Below are 18952 nucleotides of genomic sequence, written 5' to 3' on the forward strand. Positions count from 1 at the left end.
TCAGTCGTCGATAGCCGCATACACGAGCCGCTCGTACTCGCGCGCGAGCGGGAACGGTTCGAGCGCACGCCGCTGAATGAGCATGATGCCGATCATGTCCTCGACGGGATCGGCAAACCAGCTTGTTCCAAGCGCGCCCGGCCAACTGAACGAACCCGTCGAACGATATCCCGCGGGCAACTGAAACGCCGGATTGTCGACAACCGACAGCCCGAGGCCGAAACCCTGCGCGCGCCACAATGGATAGCCGAACGCCGGGATCTCGCGCTGCGCAGGCGTAAGAAAGTTAGAGCGCATCAAGTCGACGGACTTGTGCGACAGAAGCAGCGGACCTGCTGCGCGCTCTTTAGCATCGCCTTGCAGACGGCCGCGTCCAAGCAACACACGCGCGAAACGCAGATAGTCGTCGGCGGTGGACACGAGCCCGCCGCCACCGCTTTGATAACGCGCGGCGTCGATCCAACGGCTCGACGAAGGATGATCCTCCACCACTGGTTGCGCGCCCGGGGAATCGACGACATAGGACGTCGCAAGCCGCGTCGCCTGTTCGGGCGTCACGGCAAAAGCCGTGTCGTGCATGCCAAGCGGCTCGAAGATGCGCGTGCGGAAGAACTCGCCGAGCGGCATGCCGGACACGCGTTGCACCAGCGCGCCGAGTACATCCGTGGACACGCCGTACTGCCAGCGCTCGCCGGGATGAAACATCAACGGAATTCTGGCGACGTGTTCCAGCCAACTCGCGGGATCGACCATCGCATCGAAGCCGTTGAATACGCTCTCGTACGCGGCGGCGAGTTCGCCCGTCGCGGTGAAGTGATATGCGAAGCCCGCGCGATGAGTGAGCAAGTCGAGCAGCGTGATTTGCGTGCGCGCCGGTTCGGTCTGCGAGAGCGGGCCTTCGGGGTCGAGCATCACCTGCGCGTTCGCCAGTTCGGGCAACCACTTCGCCACCGGCGCTTCGAGCGCAAGACGGCCTTCCTCGACCAGCATGAGCGCGGCGACGCTCGTCACCGGCTTGGTCATCGACGCAATGCGAAACAGCGTGTCGCGCGTCATCGGGGTGCGCGTGCCGGTGTCGCGCCAGCCGAGCGCATCCACTTGTGCAATCTCGCCGCGCCGCCAGGTGAGCGTGACGATGCCCGCGACCTCACCGGAATCGACGAAGCGTTGCATGGCGGCGCGCATTTCGGCAAGGCGCGCGGAATCGAAACCGGCGTTGGACATCGGTGCTCCTTCGAAGAACAGAGAAAGACGCCGCATGCGGCATCACGCTTCGATGAGGAAGCGCGCGACGGGTTCCAGCTAGTTTGCCTTGCAGGCGATCAACAAGCCGTTCTGGTTGTCGGCGCTGGATTGTTCGAGCACGTCGTAGCCGCCGGGGCAGGCGACCTTCGCGTTGTCGGTGCAAAGACGCCAGCCACCGTAGACCGGGCATTGCACGAGCTGAGTGGGACGGCCATCGGCTGAGAAAAGAGGCGGCGCGCTGCTGCATCCGGCGAGTGCCCATGCACTCGCGGCGAGCATCACGGAAAAGCCGATCGCAGTGCCGAGTTTCATCCCTTACCCCTTGTTTTCAGTCGTTATTTTCGATGTCGATGCCTTCGCGAGTATGCCACGCCGGCCTTTCGCGACGATTGCCGCAAATGTGCGCGCGCTCACGTTTGACACAATCTCACATGCCTTTACATGTCCTACACGTCGATGCCCAACGCGGCGATCTTCTTGTAAAGCGTCGCCCGCCCGATACCGATGCGTTCCGCAGTTTCCGCCACGCGGCCATTGTTCGCGCGCAGGGCGTCGGACAGAAAGCGACGTTCGAAGTCGGTCATCGCGGCGGCGTAGGGCATGGACGCGCTTTCGACTGGCGGCGCGGGCGCGGCTGGTGTCGAATCGATGAAGCCTGCGAGCGCGCGGGCATCGATATGTTCGCTATCGGAAAGCATGAGCGCGCGTTCGAGCGTGTTGCGAAGCTCGCGCACGTTGCCCGGCCAGGCGTAACCGGCTAGCAGCCGCAGCGCGTTTTCATGCAGCACGAACTGGCGGATGCGGCCCGTGCGCGCCTCGCCCGACAGGTCTTCGAGAATGGCATAGGCGAGCGCTTCGATATCGCCCGGACGCTCGCGCAAAGGCGGCGCGTGAATGGTCAGCACGTTCAGGCGATAAAACAGGTCCGCGCGAAAGCGCCCCGCCGCGACGAGCGCGGGCAGATCGGCGGAAGTCGCGGCGATGATGCGAACGTCCGCCCGCACGATGCGGTTCGACCCGAGCGGCTCGAATTCCTTGTCCTGCAGCACGCGCAAGAGCTTGCCCTGCAACGGCAGCGGCATGTCGCCGATTTCATCGAGGAACAGCGTGCCGCCATCGGCGAGTTCGAATTTGCCGACGCGTCCCTTGCGCTCCACGCCGGTGTACGCGCCAGGTGCCGCGCCGAAGAACTCGACTTCGAGCAAGGTATCGGGAATCGCGGCCACGTTGACGGTGACGAGCGGCTTCGCGGCGCGTGTCGAGGCACCGTGGATCGCGTGTGCGAGCAGTTCCTTACCGGTGCCGGTTTCGCCGAGCAGCAAGACCGGCGAGTCGACGAGCGCCGCGCGCCGCGCTTGCCGCTTCACTTCGAGACTCACCGCACTCGTGCCGACGAAGCTCGCGAAGGTGTACTTGGCGCGCCGCGCCTGCGCGAGCGACTGGCGCGTCGCGATGAGTTCCTGCTGCACGCGCGAGTAATGCGCGAAAAGCGGCGTGAGCGCTTTCATCTCGTCGAAGAGCGCGAAGCCGATGGCGCCAACGGTCGCGCCCCGCTCGTCCTTCAGCGGCAAACGCGTGACGACGAGCGGTTCGCGGTCGGTCTCCAGCACGTCGAGCAGAATCGGCTTGCCGGTCGCGACGACTTCGCGCATCAGGCTATTGGGAATGACCGCTTCGCAATCGAGGCCGATTACGTCGGTGGGATCGGGGAAACCGAAGCGCGCCGCGTAGCGCTTGTTGATCCAGACCACGCGGGCGTCCGCATCGACGATGAAGGTGCCTTCGCTCAAATTTTCGAAGGTCTTGAAAAGCGATTCCATCGCGCGGCGCATGACGTCGCTATAGTCCAGGGGAACGTTGATCCAGTCGTTGAGCATGCTGCGTTTGTCTCCGATATCTCTTTATCGAGACAGGATATCTCAAACGGGAGACTGCCTGCATTGGGGCAATCTGCTAGGCTTCGAGGCGCGTGCCCGACCGTGACGCGCGAGAGTTTGTCTCGGCACAGAGACATTCCGAACGCATTTGCGGCCTTCATGCATGGTCAAACGAGCGCAAAGCCCTGTGACTACGCGGATGGCACGGAAGCTGCATTTGCCCGCGCGGCGCGCGATCAATCGCGTCGAGGGTCTTCAAGAGAGACCCGTGATAACAAAACATCAATGGAGACTCCATGTCGTTCATCATCGTGCTCGCCGCCCTGGCGTTCCTGATGCTGGCCGCTTATCGCGGTTACAGCGTCATTCTTTTCGCGCCGATCGCCGCTCTCGCGGCTGTTCTGCTGACCGATCCGGCAGCCGTCGCGCCCGTGTTTTCGGGCATCTTCATGGAGAAGATGGTTGGCTTCGTCAAGCTGTACTTCCCGGTGTTCCTGCTTGGCGCGGTGTTCGGCAAGGTCATCGAACTGTCGGGATTCTCGGAGTCGATCGTTGCCGCAGCGATTCGCTATATCGGCAAGTCGCGCGTCAATGCGGTGATCGTCGCGGTGTGCGCGCTGCTCACGTACGGCGGCGTGTCACTGTTCGTGGTCGTGTTCGCCGTGTATCCGTTCGCGGCGGAGATGTACAGGCAGAGCAATATTCCCAAGCGCCTGATGCCGGGCGCGATTGCACTCGGCGCGTTCTCGTTCACGATGGATTCGCTGCCGGGCACGCCGCAGATTCAAAACATCATCCCGACGACGTTCTTCAAGACGACTGGCTGGGCCGCGCCGTGGCTCGGCGTGATCGGCTCGGTGTTCATCATCGTGGTGGGACTGACGTTTCTCGAATGGCGCCGCCGCCGCGCGATGGCCACGGGCGAAGGCTACGGCACCTCGCTCGCGAACGAGCCTGAGCGCGTCGAGTCGACCAATCTGCCGAATCCGGCGCTGGCGATTGCGCCGCTGATTCTCGTGGGCGTCGCCAACTTCGCGCTCACGAAGTGGATTCCGACGTGGTACGGCGCGAGCTATACCATCGCGCCGGAAGTGCTGCCCGGCGTGCATGCGCCCGTGACCACGGCCGTCAAGACGGTCGTCGCGATCTGGGCAGTCGAAGGCGCGCTGCTGCTCGGCATCGTGCTCGTGTTGCTGACGGCTTTCTCGCGCGTGAAAGATCGCTTCGCCACGGGCACGCGCGTAGCCGTCGCGGGCGCTTTGCTCGCGGCGATGAACACGGCGTCGGAATATGGCTTCGGTGGCGTGATCGCCGCGTTGCCGGGTTTTCTCGTCGTCTCCGATGCGCTGAAGAGCATTCCGAATCCGCTCGTCAATGCGGCGGTATCGGTGAGTTCGCTCGCGGGCATCACGGGGTCGGCGTCGGGTGGCATGAGTATCGCGCTGGCCGCCATGTCCGATACCTTCATCAAGGGCGCCGAAGCCGCACATATTCCGCTGGAAGTTCTGCACCGCGTCGTGGCCATGGCAAGCGGCGGCATGGACACCTTGCCGCACAACGGCGCCGTCATCACGCTGCTCGCGGTGACGGGTCTGACGCATCGGGAGTCGTATCGCGACATCTTTGCGGTGACGGTCATCAAGACGCTCGCGGTGTTCTTCGTGATCGCGGTGTATTACATGACGGGGCTGGTTTGAGCGTTGGAAGTGCTGTTCGCGTCGCGCTTCAGAACGACGCCGAGCGGATGAAATCCAGAAACGCACGCAGCGGCGTCGGCACGTAGCGGTGACCGGAATAGTACAGAAACGGCCCCGGAAACCGCTGCCACCAAGGTTCCAGCACAGGCTCGAGCGAGCCGTTCTCGAAGAACGGCTTCATCCAGTCGTCGAAGAGTTGCACGATGCCGCAACCCGCCAGCGCGGCATCTATTCCAAGATCGGTTGCGGCGCCCGCTCGAACGATGAGCGGGCCGCTCGCCTCGACGCGAATGTGCTCGCCGTCGCGCTCGAATTCCCATGTGGTCATCGCGCCGCTCGCGAAGCGATAGCGCACACACGCATGCTGCAAGAGTTCGCTCGGATGCTGAGGACGACCGCGACGCTCCAGATACGCGGGTGACGCACCGAGCGCCATTCGTTGCTCGCGCGGACCGATAGGAACGGCGATCATGTCCTGCTCCAGACGTTCGCCGTAGCGGATGCCTGCGTCGCATCCTTCCGCCATCAGGTCGATGAAGCCGTCGTCGGCAATCACCTCCAGTTCGATATCCGGGTAAGCCGCGAGAAACGCCGGCACCAGGCGCGGCAGGATGAGTTTGGCTGCGACCACCGGCACATTCAGCTTCAACTTGCCAGCCGGCTTGTCCCGAAAGCCGTTCACCACGTCGAGCGCTGCGTCGAGGCCATCGAGCGCGGGCTTGAGTCGAGCCAAGAGACGCGCGCCCGCTTCGGTCGTCGTGACGCTGCGTGTCGTGCGATGAAGCAAACGCACGCCGGTACGGGCTTCGAGACGGCGCACCGCTTCGCTTACGCCGGAAGGGCTGCTGCCGATGGCGCGCGCGGCATCGCGAAAACCGCCCGCTTCGACGACGGCCACGAATGCTTCCAGTTCCTTGAGGTTGGGTCCCATTGTTCGCTCTTTCAGTACGCCCCGTGCAGACTCGAGCACCTTATCTTTCGAGGCTCGGTTGGCTATTCTGTTTCCTGTCACAGGAGAGCAAACATGTCCGCAGAAAAGATTGCGATTGTCACCGGCGGCAGCCGGGGCTTAGGCCGAAACACAGTGCTGAATCTCGCCAAGCGAGGCGTCGATATTATCTTTACTTATCACCGGAATCGCGAGGAAGCTGAAAACGTCGTCCGATCCGTGTCCGATCTCGGTCGAAAAGCAGTGGCGCTTCAGCTAGACACCGGAAACGTCGGCGCCTTCGATAGCTTTATCGGCAAGGTCCGCGAAACGCTGGCCGAATGGAAAGCAGAACGCTTCGATTTCCTCATCAACAATGCGGGTACATCACATCACAACAGCATCGAGAAAACAACCGAGGAAGAATTGGATGGCCTATATAACGTGCACTTCAAAGGCGTGTTCTTTTTGACGCAGAAGCTGCTGCCGCTTATTCGCGACGGCGGGAAGATTGTCAACTTGTCTTCCGGGCTGACGCGAATCATCGTACCGGAAAGCGGCGCTTACGGCTCGCTGAAGGGCGCGGTCGAAATATTGACGAAATACATGGCGAAGGAACTCGCGCCGCGCCGGATCGCAGTAAACGTGGTCGCGCCTGGTGCTATTCAGACGGATTTCAGCGGCGGAATAGTTCGGGATAGTGCCGAGTTGAATAAGCGCATTGCCGACATGACAGCGCTGGGCCGTGCCGGATTACCCGACGACATTGGCCCGATGATCGCGTCGCTGCTCTCCGAAGATAATCGGTGGATCAACGCTCAGCGTATTGAAGTGTCGGGCGGCATGGCGATTTAACGCCTACGCACAGGAGAATAGATCGCTGCGCCCGTGGTTCGAAGCGGGCGCGGGCGAGCTTTCTTTCGACTTAATGCTTTTCGGGGAATAGCGCGGCTTGAACCATCGCGCGGACATTTTCGCCCTTGTCGACGAGAAACTCGTCGCGGTCTTTCCCGGCAATCCATTGCGGCGCGCGGCCGCGGCCGCTCCAGGTCGCGCCGCTTACCGGGTCGCGATATTTCGCCGGGGCGTCGGCGCGCTGGGCGCCCGACTTCGGGCCAAACAATTCGTTAAGCGAAATACCGTACTGGCGCATCTTCTGAACAATTTCCTTCAGTACGAGCTGCGTCTCTTGTTCTTTAGCTTCGTTCAACTGCCGCTCCAGCGCTTGCTGCTGCGCGACGAGGCGGGTAATTTCAGGGTTTTGATAAGCCATGTGCGTAGTATTTGTTCGATGAGCCGTATCGCCATCGATGCGTGGAGTAGAAGCATTATAAGACTTCTCGCGCAAGCCATGGACTCGAAACGAGTCTCCTCGTCCGTTTAGCCTCTTACGTCCACGCATGGAATCTCGCAGCGGCGTCGAATGCTCAAAGCTCGCGCGCAACCGTGAATCTGGCTCTGACGTGTTTTGGATTCTCCAGTTCATCGACCACTGCGACCGCTAAATCGGCGACGGAGATGCCGGCCGGCTTGTCGCCATCCATTAAAAGGTTCTCCGAGCCAAGTCGATAAGAACCCGTGCGCTCACCTTCTTCGAGAAAAGCGGGCGGGCTTACGAAAGTCCAATCCAGGACCGTGTTGCCGCGAATTGCATTGAGCGCGTCGCGGGCGGCGGTTGCGCCCGGAATGATGTTCGCCGGCACATGCGAACTGAACTCGTCGGTATCGATGAGTTGCACGCCAGGCGCGACGAACAGGCTCGCGGCGCCGCCAATGACCACATAGCGCCGAACGCCGCTTGCCTCGACGCCGCGAACGATTGCCGAATTGCCGCGAGTGAAGTTCTCGAACAGTTCGGGGTCGTTCCATCCGGGGTTGAACGCGGACACCACGGCATCGTGACCGCGCACGACGTTCGCCACCGACTCCCACGAATACGCGTCGCCGACAACGACTTTGAGACGCTCGGACGACGCCGCGCTTGTGGCGTTGCGAAGCAATACCGTGACCTCGTGGCCTCGTTGAAGAAGTTCTTTCTTGAGATGCGTTCCAACAAAACCGGTCGAACCAATGAGAGCGACTTTCACGTGACATCCTCTAGAAAAATAGCGATACGAGGATGCTAGCTTCTCAAGCAGCGATTTATAATCCGCCGAAAACGACAATCAAATTTAAGCCACACTTCAAAATGAATGACCTTCGGCCGTTCGTGATCTTCGCGGAGACCGTCTCCCACGGTTCCATGAGCGCTGCCGCCGCGCGTCTGGGGATGAGTGCATCGGCGGTGAGTCAGACAATCAAGGCGCTTGAACGGGAATCCGGTGTAACCTTGCTTCATCGGTCGACGCGCAAACTGACGCTGACCGAGGACGGCGAGCGCTGTTACGCCCATTGCCTGAGGTTGATCGAGGCGGGGAAAGCAGCGTCCGAATCGCTCGCTCAGGCACGGGACGCGCCAACCGGCGAATTGCGCGTCGCCGCGCCGATTGGCTTCGGGTCGTATATCGCGCCCGCGCTGGCTCCGGTCCTTTCCACGTGGCCAAAGTTGCGACTGCGCCTTTTGGTCAGCGACGAGATGGTCGATCTCATCGATGCGCGCGTCGATATCGCCATTCGCGTTGGCAAGCTCGCGGATTCCGGTTGGGTCGGCCGTCCACTCTGCGAACTCGAAACGATTCTCTGCGCCTCGCCGGCGTACTTGCAGCGTCACGGCACGCCGCAAAGTCCGCAAGAACTGACGACGCATCATTGGATATCGCTGGAACGCGAACTGGACGAATCCGGCCAGAACGCCAGCACGCCCGACGATGACGCACCTTCGCTCGTCCTCGATTTGCAAGGAGACAAGCGCGTGAAAGAGACGGTGCGCGCGCCAGTGCGCATTGCAAGCACTACACAACCCACGGTTCAACAGATCTGCGAACAAGGTTTAGGCATTGCGCGCTTGGCATATATCGACGCGCAAAGCTCGATCAAGCGTCGGACGCTCGTTCATGTGCTTCCAGACTGGCGGCTTCCTGTGCTACCGGTGACGTTGGTATCGCCGAAGAAGAGCACCGAGCCTGCGAAGGTTCGCGCAGCGGTCGAAGCGTTGAAGGCTTACTTCACCCGTCTTCCGTCGACTCGGGATAGGTGAACACCCCGCGCCCCAAAAACATCCAAAACATAAAAGTGAAAAGAGTTTGCAATTTGCAAAGACTTTTCACTAGAATGGCACGCATACCCCGAGTCGACGAACAACAACCGTCCGATGCCCCGACCATGAGCGCCGTCGCTGAACGCATTCTTCGTGTGCTGGAAGAGCTTGCCAACTCGCCGGAGGGCAAGACGCTCTCCGAGTTGTCGACGAGTCTCGACCTGCCCATTTCGGCGACGCACCGCTTGCTCGCCGACCTCATGGAGCAGGACTACGTTCGCAAAGACGAACGGCGCGGGGAGTTCACGCTGACCATGAAGATGCCGTCGCTCGGACTGCGTTTCTTGAGCGCGGGCGGCGTCGTCGATATTGCGCAGCCCATTCTGGAGCGTCTCGCATCGACATCGGGAGAATTGGTGCGGCTTGCAATCGTCGATGGCGAACAACTGATCTATGTCGCGAAGGCGCAAGGCGCGCGGCAAGGCATTCGCTACGACCCGGAGATGGGACGCCCCGTTACGTTGTCCTGCAGCGCGGCGGGAATGATTTGGCTCGCGGGCAAGAGCGACGAAGAAGTCATGCGGCTCGTATCGAAACAGGGATTCGGCGTGCCGTCGGATTTCGGCCCGAACGCGCCCACGACGTTCAAGGCGCTGATTCCGCATATCGATGCCGCCCGCACCAACGGCTACGCAACCACGCACGACATGTTCTTGCCTGCGATGAGCTCGATGGCGACAACCGTGCATGCCGAGAACGGCGAGGTTCGCGCAATTCTCATCATCGCGGGACCCATGTCGCGATTGACCGACGCTAAGATGAAAGAGCTCGTGCCGTCATTGATGTCGACGTCGAAAGAGCTGTCTGAAGCAAGCGGAGTGTCGCCCATGCTTCGTCAGGCGATGAAAGGCCCTAACTTCGCGGTCAGCATCGCTAGTTGATGCGCGGCGAAACAAAGCGTTGAAAACGCGTCCTCATTAAATCGTATAACTAAATATATAACCCGAAGATCGGTTCTGACACATCAGGAGGAGACACAAATGGGAATGGAAAACGCGGACGGCTCTCAACGCTCCATGGCGAATCGCGCGGTAAGCGCCGCCACGCTCGGAACGGCGCTCGAATGGTTCGACTTCACGCTTTACGGTTCGGTCGCGGCCACGGTGCTTCCCAAACTCTTCTTCCCGAGCATGGAGCCAAACTCCGCGCTGCTGGCGTCGCTCGCGACCTTCAGCGTGGGTCTCGCGGCACGGCCGCTTGGCGCCATCATTTGCGGCCATTTCGGCGACAAGATCGGACGGCGCAACCTCATGCTCGGCACGGTCTCGGTGATGGGCATTACCTCCGTGTTGATGGGCTTGCTTCCGACTTATCTGCAGATCGGCATGCTCGCGCCCATTCTGCTCGTCGTCTTGCGCATCATCCAGGGATTCGCGCTCGGTGGCGAATCCACCGGCGGACAACTGATGGCGCTCGAACACGCGCCCGCGGACCGGCGCGGAAAATATTCCGGCTTGATCGGCATGTGTGCGCCGCTGAGTCAGATCCTCGCGAATGCCGTTCTGTTGATTCTATCCGCCACAATGAGCGCCGATGCCTTCACGAGTTACGGCTGGCGCATTCCCTTCGTCATGAGTTTCCTGCTCGTGATCGTCGGCATCTACATTCGTCTGCGCGTGTCGGAAACGCCCGCATTCGTGCAGATGAAGCAGTCTGCGGTAGCCAACGTAAGCAGCCCGCTCAAGGACGCGTTTCGTCTTCACTACAAGACCATCATTCGCATGATGCTCTTCTTCTGCGGCCCCACGGCACTGTTCTATCTTGCGGTCGTGTTCACGCTCGGTTATCTGACGAACTCGCTCGGCGTGCCGAAGCAGACGGGGTTCACGCTGCTAATGATCGGCAACGCATGCGCAATCGCCGGTTCCATTCTCGGCGGATTGTTGAGCGACCGCATCGGCCGAAAGCGCGCGTTGCTCATCGCATCCGCAGCGACGTTCGTCATCATGATGTTCTACTTTCCGCTGCTCGCCACGAAGAACTTTGCGACGATGGCCATCGCCATGGGCCTCTTCATGGGCTTCGTTCAGGTTCAGACGGGCATTCAGCCGGTCGCGTTTGCGGAAGCCTTCCCGACGAACGTCCGATACTCGGGATCGGCACTCGCGTTCACCGGCGCAAGCCTCTTCGCAGGCGGCCCGATTCCGGTTGTCGCCACGTGGCTTTTGAATCTCAGTCACGGCTCGCCGTGGACATTGGTCGCACTCGTGGCGTCGTTGAATGCACTGTCCTTTTGCATGATCGCGATCGGACCGGAGACGAAAGGCATCGACATAAATCGGCTCGATTCCACCGACGACGTCATCGGCAAACAGAATTCGAGCGCGCATCAGGCTACTTACTGAGACGCGTGAATCACGCTTCCATCCACCATTCAATCGATACCGCGAGAAAGCACATGACCGATCGACACACAGGTTTGCTCGCCATTTGGAGCACGATCGAAGCACACAACGAAACCGATTACTTGCACTGGCTCACGCGTGAACATGTCTTCGAGCGGGTAGGCGTGCCGGGATTTCGTTCGGGCCGCGTATTCAAGCGTCGCGCAAGCAAGCCTTCGGAATACCTCATGCTCTACGAGCTCGACACTGCGAACGTGATGTCCAGTACCGGCTATCTTTCGCGTCTCAACGACCCGAGCGAATGGACGCAACGAATCATGCCGAACCTGATGCGCTTCCGGCGTGGCGGGGGTTCAGTGGTGCTGAAGGGGGGTCATGTCGGCGGATATGGAAGTCATATCGCCATCGCACGCTTTGAAGACATCATGCCGGACGAGTTGACCGGTTCGACAGGGCAAGAACTGATCGACGCTTTGGCCCGGCTCGATTGGGTCGTCACCGTTCAAGCGATGACGGTACAAACCGACGGAACGTCCATTGCCACACGAGAAAAGTCGATGCGGCGTAGTCAGGAAGGCGCTTTTTGCGGGCTGCTCGTGATACAAGCGCTCGATCATGCATCGCTCGATAACGCCATTACTCACGCAACTCGCGTGCTTCCGACGACCGAAGGAAAATTCGAGTTGTTCGACGCCATCTTCAGTTGCCATAAGCCTTGAGGCGCACGAGCCTAAGTGCCGTTAGACTAAAGGCATCCCCGGCCTATCCATAACGCGCGACATGAACGATATCGAATCGAGAATTTCATCGAGCTTCTTTGCTCAAGGCTTGATGAAAACGCTTGGCGCCACATTGATGTCGGTATCCGAAGGCGAAGTCCGAATCAGTCTGCCCTTTTCAGCGGCTTTATCGCAGCAGCAAGGCTTCGCTCATGCCGGTGTGATTACGAGCATCGTGGACAATGCTTGTGGCTATGCCGCTTTAACCAAGGCACCGGAAGGGCACGACGTGGTGACGGCGGAATTCAAGGTGAATTTTCTGCGGCCCGCAATAGGAACGTCGTTTGTGGCCGTGGGCAAGGTCGTCAACGCTGGCAGGCTTCTGACTGTTTGTACCGGTGAGGTGTTCGCTATTGGCGATGCTCAATCGGCGCCGAAATTGATAGCGGTGATGCAGGCAACCATCGCTACGGTTTCCTCGAAGGCATGAAGCACCGTTGAAAGCCGGCGGCCCTGGTGAGATCAGGAACCACTGGCAATGTGTCATCGTTCAATTAAAGCTTTAAACGTAGGCTTCGCGCTGCCACGGTCCCCACTCACCGCCCATCGCCTTGGTGCGCGTGTACGTTGCGCTTTGGCCTGTCGGCGTGTCCGAGGCATGGTCGGCCTGCACTGCATCCGTGGTGTGAAGCGCAAAGGCCTGGCGGTCATGCGTATCGACAGTCACGCGTCCAATCGGACCCTTGACGGGTTCCGCATCGCCCTCTTGCGATGATTCGAGCAACGCGAGGTAAGGTGTCAGGCGTCCCCAAAAGTCGGTGAGCTCTTCCTGTACGTAACGCGTCATAAAGTGTCTCCCAAAGCCCTATAGCTTACCGCACATCGCGGAAACGTCCTTCTTTGGCGGAAGATGCGTCGAGACATTGCGTCGGATCGTGCGACTTCAAACGCCCGTCGCCATTCCCCGTAAGTAGCCTTTCGACCGCCGCGCCGATGTGTGGTGTAGCGAATAGAAACCGCAGCCCTGTGACGTTACTTTGGTACACGAGAAGCATGGCCCAGGCGTCCGAGGATGCACGCGGCGCCGTGACGTCCCGACAACGTAATGCCATTGAAGCAACAGTTAGAAAAGCAGCCAGAGCCATGCCTACGACCAACAAATACCTCTCTGAGAACTCGCAAGTGCGAATTGGCCTCGTCACGCAAGGCCACATTTCGACTATCGAGTGCATGCTGGAAGGCGGAGCGGCGTGGCCCGACATCGGCCGCGCAATCAACTGGGACCCGGCGGCCGCGGCTCAGGATTATGCAATCTACGCGTTCACGCAGCTTAGGCGCTTGCGTCAGGGGGCTAAAGATCACTAATCGCGTGAGTCGCGGCTAGCGAATAGAAGAAGGATGATGCGCCAGCGCAGTCACCTGCATCGTCATGAACGGAAACAAAGGCAACGCGGACAAGATCGTATGAAGCTCGTCATGCGAGTCCACGTCGAAGACGCTGAAATTCGCGTACTCACCAACCACGCGATGCAACTGCTGCCACTTTCCTTCACGCTGCAATTGCTGCGAATACGCCTTCTCGCGAGCCTTGATGTCTTCAGCTTGCGCTTGCGGCATGTCGTGCGGCAGATGCACGTCCATTCTTACGAGATACAGCATATTTCCTCCTAAGCGGCGACGCTGATTCCGCATGCGGAAACAAGCGTCATGTCTCATCCGGCAATGAACCTTCAGGCCTTCTTGTCGCGACGATAAAACGCCAGCTTTTCCTCGTCGATTTGCAGCCCCAGCCCCGGACCTGCCGGCATATGCAGATCGAAGTCGCGATACTGCGGACGAGCGGTCACTATGTCGTCCTTGAGCAATAACGGCCCAAAGAGCTCCGTACCCCAAGCGAGTTGCGGAAGCGCGCTAAAGCCATGTGCGGAAGCAACGGAACCGATACTCCCTTCTAGCATCGTCCCGCCGTAAAGCAGCACGCCCGCTGCATCGGCAATCGCAGCCGTGCGCATCATGCCGAAGATGCCGCCGGACTTCGCGATCTTCAGCGCGAATACATCGGCGCATGCGTCGCGCACGAGTTCGAGGGCATCTTCGGGACCGGTCACGCTTTCATCGGCCATGATGGGCACGTTAAAACGCGCGGCGAGGCGGGCAAGCGCGCCGCGATGCTCACGCGGCGTCGGTTGCTCGACGAGATCGACGCCCGCCGCTTCCAGCGCTGCAATGCCGAGCGTGGCATCGACTTCGCTCCATGCCTGATTGACGTCTACCGTTACCTTGGCCCGGTCACCCAAAGCCGACTTTATCTTCGAGACATGGGCGACGTCATCGCGCACGCCGCGGCGGCCGATCTTCAGCTTGAACACATTGTGGCGGCGTTCGGCGAGCAGCATCTCGGCTTCTTCGATATCGCGATTCGTGTCGCCGCTGGCAAGCGTCCACAGCACCGGCAGCGTCTTGCGAACCGCGCCACCGAGCAACGTGGACACCGGCACGCCAAGGCGTTTGCCTTGCGCATCCAGCAGCGCCGTCTCGATCCCCGACTTGGCGAAGCGGTTGCCACGCGCGACCTTGTTCAGCTTGAGCATGACCGCGTTGATATTGTTCGCGTCCTGTCCGACGAGCGCCGGAGCCAGGTAAGTATCGAAGGTCAGCTTGATACCCTCGGGACTTTCCTCGCCGTAAGACAAGCCACCGATAGTCGTGGCTTCGCCGATGCCCTCGATGCCATCGCTCGAACGCAGGCGGATGATGACCATGGTTTGTTGCTGCATCGTCGCCATGGAAAGCTGATGCGCGCGAATGGTCGGTAAATCGACCAGAATCGCCTCGACGGATTCGATGTGAGGGTTCATACCTGGAATGGCGAAGTGGATGGGTTGAACGAAGTATCGAACGGCGAATAACACCTTGTCCAAGACCTTCGACGTCTAATGCCATACTCGCTAGGTATCGAAACTTAGCGCCCCCGGTCGGTGCGGGGCGCGTAAGGCACGTGTTCCTCATCGTAGAGCCGATAAATCAATTCGAGCATCTCGCGTATGTCGCGCGATTCGTCTAGCGCTCGCATGCTCATGATGATGGGCGATACCAGCGTGGGGTCGTCCAGGTCCTTGTAACTCACATCATCACGCTTAAGGCCATACACACTGCTCGGCACGATCGAGATGCCTTCACCCGCCGCCACGAGACCAAGCGCTATCTGCAGCTCGCGCACTTCGTAAATTCGCCGGGGTTCGAGCGCTCGGTCCTTGAAAGCGGCAAGCACCTGGTCCGAGTAACTCGGGCGAGGCGCCTTCGGATAGACGATCAACGTCTCGTTGAGCAAGTCACGCAGCGCGAGCACCGGCTTGAGAACCGAGAGCGCATGCCCCTGCGGAAGCGCCACGATCATCTTTTCTTCCCGCAGAATGACCCGGCGAATATTCGCGTCTTCATTGCGGATTCGACCGAACCCCACGTCGATATGACCGTCCTTGAGCGCGCGAAGCTGGTCCATCGTCGACATCTCATGCAGGCTCAACTCGACGGTAGGATTTTCGTCGCGAAAGCGGCGGATGATCTTGGGCAGCATGCCGTATAGCGTCGAGCCTACGAAACCAACGGACAAGCTGCGTTCGATATTGCCAACGCGCCTTGTCATCGATTCGAGTTCGGACGTCTGCGCAATCAGCTGCGCGGCATGCGAATAAAAGAACTTGCCCGTCTCTGTCAGCTTGAGCGGCCGCGAGTTGCGCTCGAGCAGTTGAACGCCCAGCGTCTCTTCGAGCTGCTGAATCTGACGGCTCAGTGGCGGCTGCGCGATGTTGAGCCGCTGCGCGGCGCGCGTGAAGTTCCGCTCTTCCGCCACGGCCACGAAATAGCGCAAGTGTCGCAATTCCATTTCTATACCTCCTTGGTATAGCCCGATACCAAATCAGTGTTAGACGGCGCTCTAGCGGCTCATTATTCTGCAATCACACTCTGTTTTCGCCGCCGATCATACCTTCCAAACATTATACGGACTGGGGAAAAACGAGGGTTAACCCCCACCGAACAAGAGATTCAGGAGCAGACAAATGAGCGTCAAAGTGTTCGATTCAAAGGAAGCGCAGGACCTCTTGAAGGCCGCTGCGAATCTCGGAAGCAAGGACGGTAACGCACGCGCCAAGCAGATCACTCATCGCTTGCTGGGTGACCTCTTCAAGGCCATCGACGACCTCGACATGACACCCGACGAGATCTGGGCCGGCGTGACCTACTTCAACAAGCTCGGACAAGATGGCGAGGCTGCACTCTTGGCCGCTGGTCTCGGTATCGAGAAGTATCTCGACATCCGCATGGATGCGGAAGACCGTGAAGCAGATATCCACGGCGGCACGCCGCGCACCATTGAAGGTCCGTTGTACGTTGCCGGCGCTCCGGTGCGGGATGGTGTCTCCAGAATCGACATCAACGCGGACGAAGACGCGGGTCCGCTCATCATCCGCGGCACGGTGACGAGCCCGGATGGCAAGCCCGTACCGAATGCGGTCGTGGAATGCTGGCACGCAAACTCGAAGGGCTTCTATTCGCACTTCGACCCGACGGGCGCGCAAGACGCCTTCAATCTTCGTGGCGCGGTAAAGACGGGTGCCGATGGCAAGTACGAATTCCGCACGCTCATGCCCGTGGGTTACGGCTGCCCGCCGCACGGCGCGACTCAGCAACTGCTCGACCTCATCGCGCGCCACGGCAATCGTCCGGCGCACGTGCATTTCTTCGTGACTAGCGACAAGACTCGCAAGCTCACGACGCAAATCAACATCGAAGGCGACCCGCTCATCTGGGATGATTTTGCCTATGCGACTCGCGAAGAACTCGTGCCGCGCGTGATCGGGATGACGGGCGGTGCTGCGCTGGGACTCAAGTCCGACGCGTACAAGGAAATCGAGTTCAACATCGAGTTGACTCCGCTGGTTCAGGGTAAGGACAACCAGCTGGTCAATCGCCCTCGCGTATCTGTCGCGGCTTAACCGCCCACGCGGCCGCCGCTTTTACGCGGCCAAACCTCTTTCGCAAATTCTTTGAACCGATGCAAGCGCTTCGCACGGAGCCTGCATAGGGAGACGAGTCATGCCCGCAACCATCGATAAAGCACGACAACTGGACGACTTGCTGAACAACGCCGTTCAGGATGACAAGGAAAGCGGTGTGTTCCGCTGCCGCCGCGATATTTTCACGAACGCCGATTTGTATGAACTCGAAATGAAGCACATCTTCGAGAGTAATTGGGTGTATCTCGCGCACGAGAGCCAGATTCCAGACAACAACGACTACTACACCACGTGGATCGGCCGTCAGCCGATCGTCATCACGCGTGACAAGGTTGGCGAATTGCACGCCGTCATCAATGCTTGCGCACACAAGGGTGCGATGCTCTGCCGTCGCAAGCATGGCAACAAGGGCAGCTTCACGTGCCCGTTCCACGGCTGGACGTTTTCCAACGCAGGCAAGCTATTGAAGGTCAAGGACGAGAAGACGACCGAGTACCCGGTGCAGTTCAATAAGCAAGGCTCGCACGACTTGAAGAAGGTTGCGCGCTTTCAGAACTACCGTGGCTTCCTTTTCGGCAGCCTGAGCGAAGACGTCATGCCGCTCGAAGACTATCTCGGCGAGACCAAGGTCATCATCGATCAGATCGTCTCGCAGGCGCCTGAAGGTCTCGAAGTGTTGCGCGGCAATTCCTCGTACATCTACGACGGCAACTGGAAGATGCAGATGGAAAACGGCTGCGACGGCTATCACGTCAGCACCGTGCACTGGAACTACGCTGCAACCATGGGCCGTCGCAAGGTCGAAGGCACGAAGGCCGTCGATGCCAACGGCTGGAGCAAGTCCGTCGCTGGCGTATATGGCTTCGAGCATGGACATATCCTGCTTTGGACCAACACGATGAATCCGGAAGTGCGTCCGGTGTATCAACATCGCGAAGAGATCGCAGCACGCGTGGGCGACGAAAAGGCGAAGTACATCGTCAATCAGACACGCAATCTTTGTGTGTATCCGAACGTGTTCTTGATGGACCAGTTCAGCACGCAGATTCGCGTGATCCGCCCGATCAGCGTCGACAAGACTGAAGTGAACATCTTCTGCTTCGCACCCAAAGGCGAGAGCGCGGAAAGCCGTGCCATCCGCATTCGTCAATACGAAGATTTTTTCAACGTCTCGGGCATGGGCACGAGCGACGACCTCGAAGAATTTCGCGCGTGTCAGGCGGGCTATGCGAGCACGACATCGATGTGGAATGACATGTCGCGCGGCGCGCCGCTATGGGTGCACGGACCCGATGCAAATGCAAAAGGCATGGGACTGAAGCCGCTTATCTCGGGCGAGCGCAGCGAAGACGAAGGGCTCTTCGTGGTGCAACACGAGTACTGGATGCACGTCATGCGCGAAGCTCTACGCAAGGAACAGACGGAGGCGACGGTATGAGCATCGACTATCAAAAGGTCTGTGCCGCGCTCTATCAAGAGGCGCGCTTTCTGGATGACCGTCAGTGGGACGAGTGGCTCGCTTGCTACACAGAAGACGTCGAGTACTGGATGCCCGCCTGGGACGACGATGACAAGCTCACCGACGACCCGCACAGTCAAATCTCCTTGATGTACTACGCCGACCGCGGCGGCCTGGAAGATCGAGTGTTCCGCATCAAGACCGAGCGCAGCGGTGCGTCGATGCCGGAACCGCGCACCAGCCACAACGTGACGAACGTCGAGCTGCTGGCCGAACGCGCGAATGAAGTGGCCGTGCGCTACAACTTCACTACGCAGAGCCATCGCTACAAGATGACCGACTATTTCTTCGGCACCATTTTCGTTACCTTCAGCAAGGTGGATGACCGTCTCTTGATTGCCAGCAAGAAGATTGCGTTGAAGAACGACTATATCCGCCAGGTACTCGACGTCTATCACGTCTGAAGTG

General features: G+C 59.7%; 21 protein-coding genes. 11 read left to right on the forward strand and 10 right to left on the reverse strand.

The genetic code is table 11. The features are described from left to right. The 3 genes from NCT03_RS14770 to NCT03_RS14780 form a co-directional block, all read right to left on the reverse strand. Entirely contained in the window at nt 1-1224 is a 1224-nt protein-coding gene (locus NCT03_RS14770; protein WP_250492961.1) for a serine hydrolase domain-containing protein, read from the reverse strand. Nucleotides 1225-1302: 78 nt separating this feature from the next. Beyond that, nucleotides 1303-1557, reverse strand: a complete 255-nt coding sequence (locus NCT03_RS14775) for a hypothetical protein (RefSeq protein ID WP_250492962.1) — start codon at nt 1555-1557, stop codon at nt 1303-1305. A gap of 134 nt (nt 1558-1691) precedes the next feature. Then, on the reverse strand, nt 1692-3122 hold the full coding sequence (locus NCT03_RS14780; protein WP_250492963.1) for a sigma-54 interaction domain-containing protein: 1431 nt from the start codon (nt 3120-3122) through the stop codon (nt 1692-1694). 296 nt (nt 3123-3418) lie between these two features. On the opposite strand from NCT03_RS14780, the gene NCT03_RS14785 reads away from it, so the two are divergent. After that, a complete protein-coding gene (locus tag NCT03_RS14785; RefSeq protein WP_250492964.1) occupies nt 3419-4819 on the forward strand; it encodes a GntP family permease in 1401 nt (466 codons plus the stop codon). 28 nt (nt 4820-4847) lie between these two features. Here the strand turns inward: NCT03_RS14785 and NCT03_RS14790 are convergent, their stop codons facing one another. Next, on the reverse strand, nt 4848-5750 hold the full coding sequence (locus tag NCT03_RS14790; RefSeq protein ID WP_250492965.1) for a LysR family transcriptional regulator: 903 nt from the start codon (nt 5748-5750) through the stop codon (nt 4848-4850). Between the two features lie 93 nt (nt 5751-5843). On the opposite strand from NCT03_RS14790, the gene NCT03_RS14795 reads away from it, so the two are divergent. Then, nucleotides 5844-6602 (forward strand): SDR family NAD(P)-dependent oxidoreductase, encoded by a 759-nt coding sequence (locus NCT03_RS14795; protein WP_250492966.1) that lies wholly within the window; start codon nt 5844-5846, stop codon nt 6600-6602. A 70-nt stretch (nt 6603-6672) separates the two neighbouring features. Here NCT03_RS14795 and NCT03_RS14800 read toward each other — a convergent pair whose 3' ends face one another. After that, the gene (locus tag NCT03_RS14800) at nt 6673-7020 is read right to left on the reverse strand and encodes an H-NS histone family protein (protein ID WP_244828881.1); all 348 of its coding nucleotides are present in this window, start codon (nt 7018-7020) and stop codon (nt 6673-6675) included. A 154-nt stretch (nt 7021-7174) separates the two neighbouring features. Beyond that, the gene (locus tag NCT03_RS14805; RefSeq protein WP_250492967.1) at nt 7175-7834 is read right to left on the reverse strand and encodes an NAD(P)-dependent oxidoreductase; all 660 of its coding nucleotides are present in this window, start codon (nt 7832-7834) and stop codon (nt 7175-7177) included. A 101-nt stretch (nt 7835-7935) separates the two neighbouring features. Here NCT03_RS14805 and NCT03_RS14810 point away from each other — a divergent pair, with 101 nt between their 5' ends. The 5 genes from NCT03_RS14810 (at nt 7936) to NCT03_RS14830 (ending at nt 12497) form a co-directional block, all read left to right on the forward strand. Further along, nucleotides 7936-8883, forward strand: a complete 948-nt coding sequence (locus NCT03_RS14810) for a LysR family transcriptional regulator (RefSeq protein ID WP_250492968.1) — start codon at nt 7936-7938, stop codon at nt 8881-8883. Nucleotides 8884-9008: 125 nt separating this feature from the next. Then, a complete protein-coding gene (locus tag NCT03_RS14815; RefSeq protein WP_250492969.1) occupies nt 9009-9824 on the forward strand; it encodes an IclR family transcriptional regulator in 816 nt (271 codons plus the stop codon). Between the two features lie 99 nt (nt 9825-9923). Beyond that, the gene (locus NCT03_RS14820; protein ID WP_250492970.1) at nt 9924-11288 is read left to right on the forward strand and encodes an MFS transporter; all 1365 of its coding nucleotides are present in this window, start codon (nt 9924-9926) and stop codon (nt 11286-11288) included. A gap of 53 nt (nt 11289-11341) precedes the next feature. Continuing rightward, complete coding sequence (locus NCT03_RS14825; RefSeq protein ID WP_250492971.1) at nt 11342-12007, forward strand: DUF4286 family protein; 666 nt, start codon at nt 11342-11344, stop codon at nt 12005-12007. A 61-nt stretch (nt 12008-12068) separates the two neighbouring features. Next, a complete protein-coding gene (locus NCT03_RS14830) occupies nt 12069-12497 on the forward strand; it encodes a PaaI family thioesterase (protein ID WP_250492972.1) in 429 nt (142 codons plus the stop codon). A gap of 72 nt (nt 12498-12569) precedes the next feature. Here the strand turns inward: NCT03_RS14830 and NCT03_RS14835 are convergent, their stop codons facing one another. Then, complete coding sequence (locus NCT03_RS14835; protein ID WP_250492973.1) at nt 12570-12854, reverse strand: hypothetical protein; 285 nt, start codon at nt 12852-12854, stop codon at nt 12570-12572. Nucleotides 12855-13150: 296 nt separating this feature from the next. Here NCT03_RS14835 and NCT03_RS14840 point away from each other — a divergent pair, with 296 nt between their 5' ends. Then, complete coding sequence (locus tag NCT03_RS14840) at nt 13151-13372, forward strand: hypothetical protein (RefSeq protein ID WP_250467598.1); 222 nt, start codon at nt 13151-13153, stop codon at nt 13370-13372. A 15-nt stretch (nt 13373-13387) separates the two neighbouring features. Here NCT03_RS14840 and catC read toward each other — a convergent pair whose 3' ends face one another. The 3 genes from catC to NCT03_RS14855 form a co-directional block, all read right to left on the reverse strand. Beyond that, the gene (gene catC / locus NCT03_RS14845) at nt 13388-13666 is read right to left on the reverse strand and encodes a muconolactone Delta-isomerase (RefSeq protein WP_250467599.1); all 279 of its coding nucleotides are present in this window, start codon (nt 13664-13666) and stop codon (nt 13388-13390) included. Between the two features lie 71 nt (nt 13667-13737). After that, entirely contained in the window at nt 13738-14865 is a 1128-nt protein-coding gene (locus NCT03_RS14850; protein WP_250492974.1) for a muconate/chloromuconate family cycloisomerase, read from the reverse strand. Nucleotides 14866-14969: 104 nt separating this feature from the next. Beyond that, nucleotides 14970-15893 (reverse strand): LysR family transcriptional regulator, encoded by a 924-nt coding sequence (locus NCT03_RS14855; protein ID WP_250492975.1) that lies wholly within the window; start codon nt 15891-15893, stop codon nt 14970-14972. Nucleotides 15894-16068: 175 nt separating this feature from the next. On the opposite strand from NCT03_RS14855, the gene catA reads away from it, so the two are divergent. The 3 genes from catA (at nt 16069) to benB (ending at nt 18948) form a co-directional block, all read left to right on the forward strand. Next, complete coding sequence (gene catA, locus NCT03_RS14860) at nt 16069-17004, forward strand: catechol 1,2-dioxygenase (RefSeq protein WP_250492976.1); 936 nt, start codon at nt 16069-16071, stop codon at nt 17002-17004. Between the two features lie 100 nt (nt 17005-17104). Continuing rightward, entirely contained in the window at nt 17105-18463 is a 1359-nt protein-coding gene (locus tag NCT03_RS14865; protein ID WP_250467601.1) for an SRPBCC family protein, read from the forward strand. Continuing rightward, on the forward strand, nt 18460-18948 hold the full coding sequence (gene benB, locus NCT03_RS14870; protein WP_250492977.1) for a benzoate 1,2-dioxygenase small subunit: 489 nt from the start codon (nt 18460-18462) through the stop codon (nt 18946-18948). Before NCT03_RS14865 ends, benB begins: the two co-directional genes overlap by 4 nt. Nucleotides 18949-18952: the final 4 nt, after the last annotated feature.

The organism is Caballeronia sp. GAWG1-1 (assembly GCF_023631465.1).
GTDB lineage: Bacteria > Pseudomonadota > Gammaproteobacteria > Burkholderiales > Burkholderiaceae > Caballeronia.

Bases quoted from the DNA above. Each gene is read 5' to 3' on its own strand.
- NCT03_RS14770 (WP_250492961.1), bottom strand. From the start codon at position 1,224: ATGTCCAACGCCGGTTTCGATTCCGCGCGCCTTGCCGAAATGCGCGCC.
- NCT03_RS14775 (WP_250492962.1), bottom strand. From the start codon at position 1,557: ATGAAACTCGGCACTGCGATCGGCTTTTCCGTGATGCTCGCCGCGAGT.
- NCT03_RS14780 (WP_250492963.1), bottom strand. From the start codon at position 3,122: ATGCTCAACGACTGGATCAACGTTCCCCTGGACTATAGCGACGTCATG.
- NCT03_RS14785 (WP_250492964.1), top strand. From the start codon at position 3,419: ATGTCGTTCATCATCGTGCTCGCCGCCCTGGCGTTCCTGATGCTGGCC.
- NCT03_RS14790 (WP_250492965.1), bottom strand. From the start codon at position 5,750: ATGGGACCCAACCTCAAGGAACTGGAAGCATTCGTGGCCGTCGTCGAA.
- NCT03_RS14795 (WP_250492966.1), top strand. From the start codon at position 5,844: ATGTCCGCAGAAAAGATTGCGATTGTCACCGGCGGCAGCCGGGGCTTA.
- NCT03_RS14800 (WP_244828881.1), bottom strand. From the start codon at position 7,020: ATGGCTTATCAAAACCCTGAAATTACCCGCCTCGTCGCGCAGCAGCAA.
- NCT03_RS14810 (WP_250492968.1), top strand. From the start codon at position 7,936: ATGAATGACCTTCGGCCGTTCGTGATCTTCGCGGAGACCGTCTCCCAC.
- NCT03_RS14815 (WP_250492969.1), top strand. From the start codon at position 9,009: ATGAGCGCCGTCGCTGAACGCATTCTTCGTGTGCTGGAAGAGCTTGCC.
- NCT03_RS14820 (WP_250492970.1), top strand. From the start codon at position 9,924: ATGGGAATGGAAAACGCGGACGGCTCTCAACGCTCCATGGCGAATCGC.
- NCT03_RS14825 (WP_250492971.1), top strand. From the start codon at position 11,342: ATGACCGATCGACACACAGGTTTGCTCGCCATTTGGAGCACGATCGAA.
- NCT03_RS14830 (WP_250492972.1), top strand. From the start codon at position 12,069: ATGAACGATATCGAATCGAGAATTTCATCGAGCTTCTTTGCTCAAGGC.
- NCT03_RS14835 (WP_250492973.1), bottom strand. From the start codon at position 12,854: ATGACGCGTTACGTACAGGAAGAGCTCACCGACTTTTGGGGACGCCTG.
- NCT03_RS14840 (WP_250467598.1), top strand. From the start codon at position 13,151: ATGCCTACGACCAACAAATACCTCTCTGAGAACTCGCAAGTGCGAATT.
- catC (WP_250467599.1), bottom strand. From the start codon at position 13,666: ATGCTGTATCTCGTAAGAATGGACGTGCATCTGCCGCACGACATGCCG.
- NCT03_RS14850 (WP_250492974.1), bottom strand. From the start codon at position 14,865: ATGAACCCTCACATCGAATCCGTCGAGGCGATTCTGGTCGATTTACCG.
- NCT03_RS14855 (WP_250492975.1), bottom strand. From the start codon at position 15,893: ATGGAATTGCGACACTTGCGCTATTTCGTGGCCGTGGCGGAAGAGCGG.
- catA (WP_250492976.1), top strand. From the start codon at position 16,069: ATGAGCGTCAAAGTGTTCGATTCAAAGGAAGCGCAGGACCTCTTGAAG.
- NCT03_RS14865 (WP_250467601.1), top strand. From the start codon at position 17,105: ATGCCCGCAACCATCGATAAAGCACGACAACTGGACGACTTGCTGAAC.
- benB (WP_250492977.1), top strand. From the start codon at position 18,460: ATGAGCATCGACTATCAAAAGGTCTGTGCCGCGCTCTATCAAGAGGCG.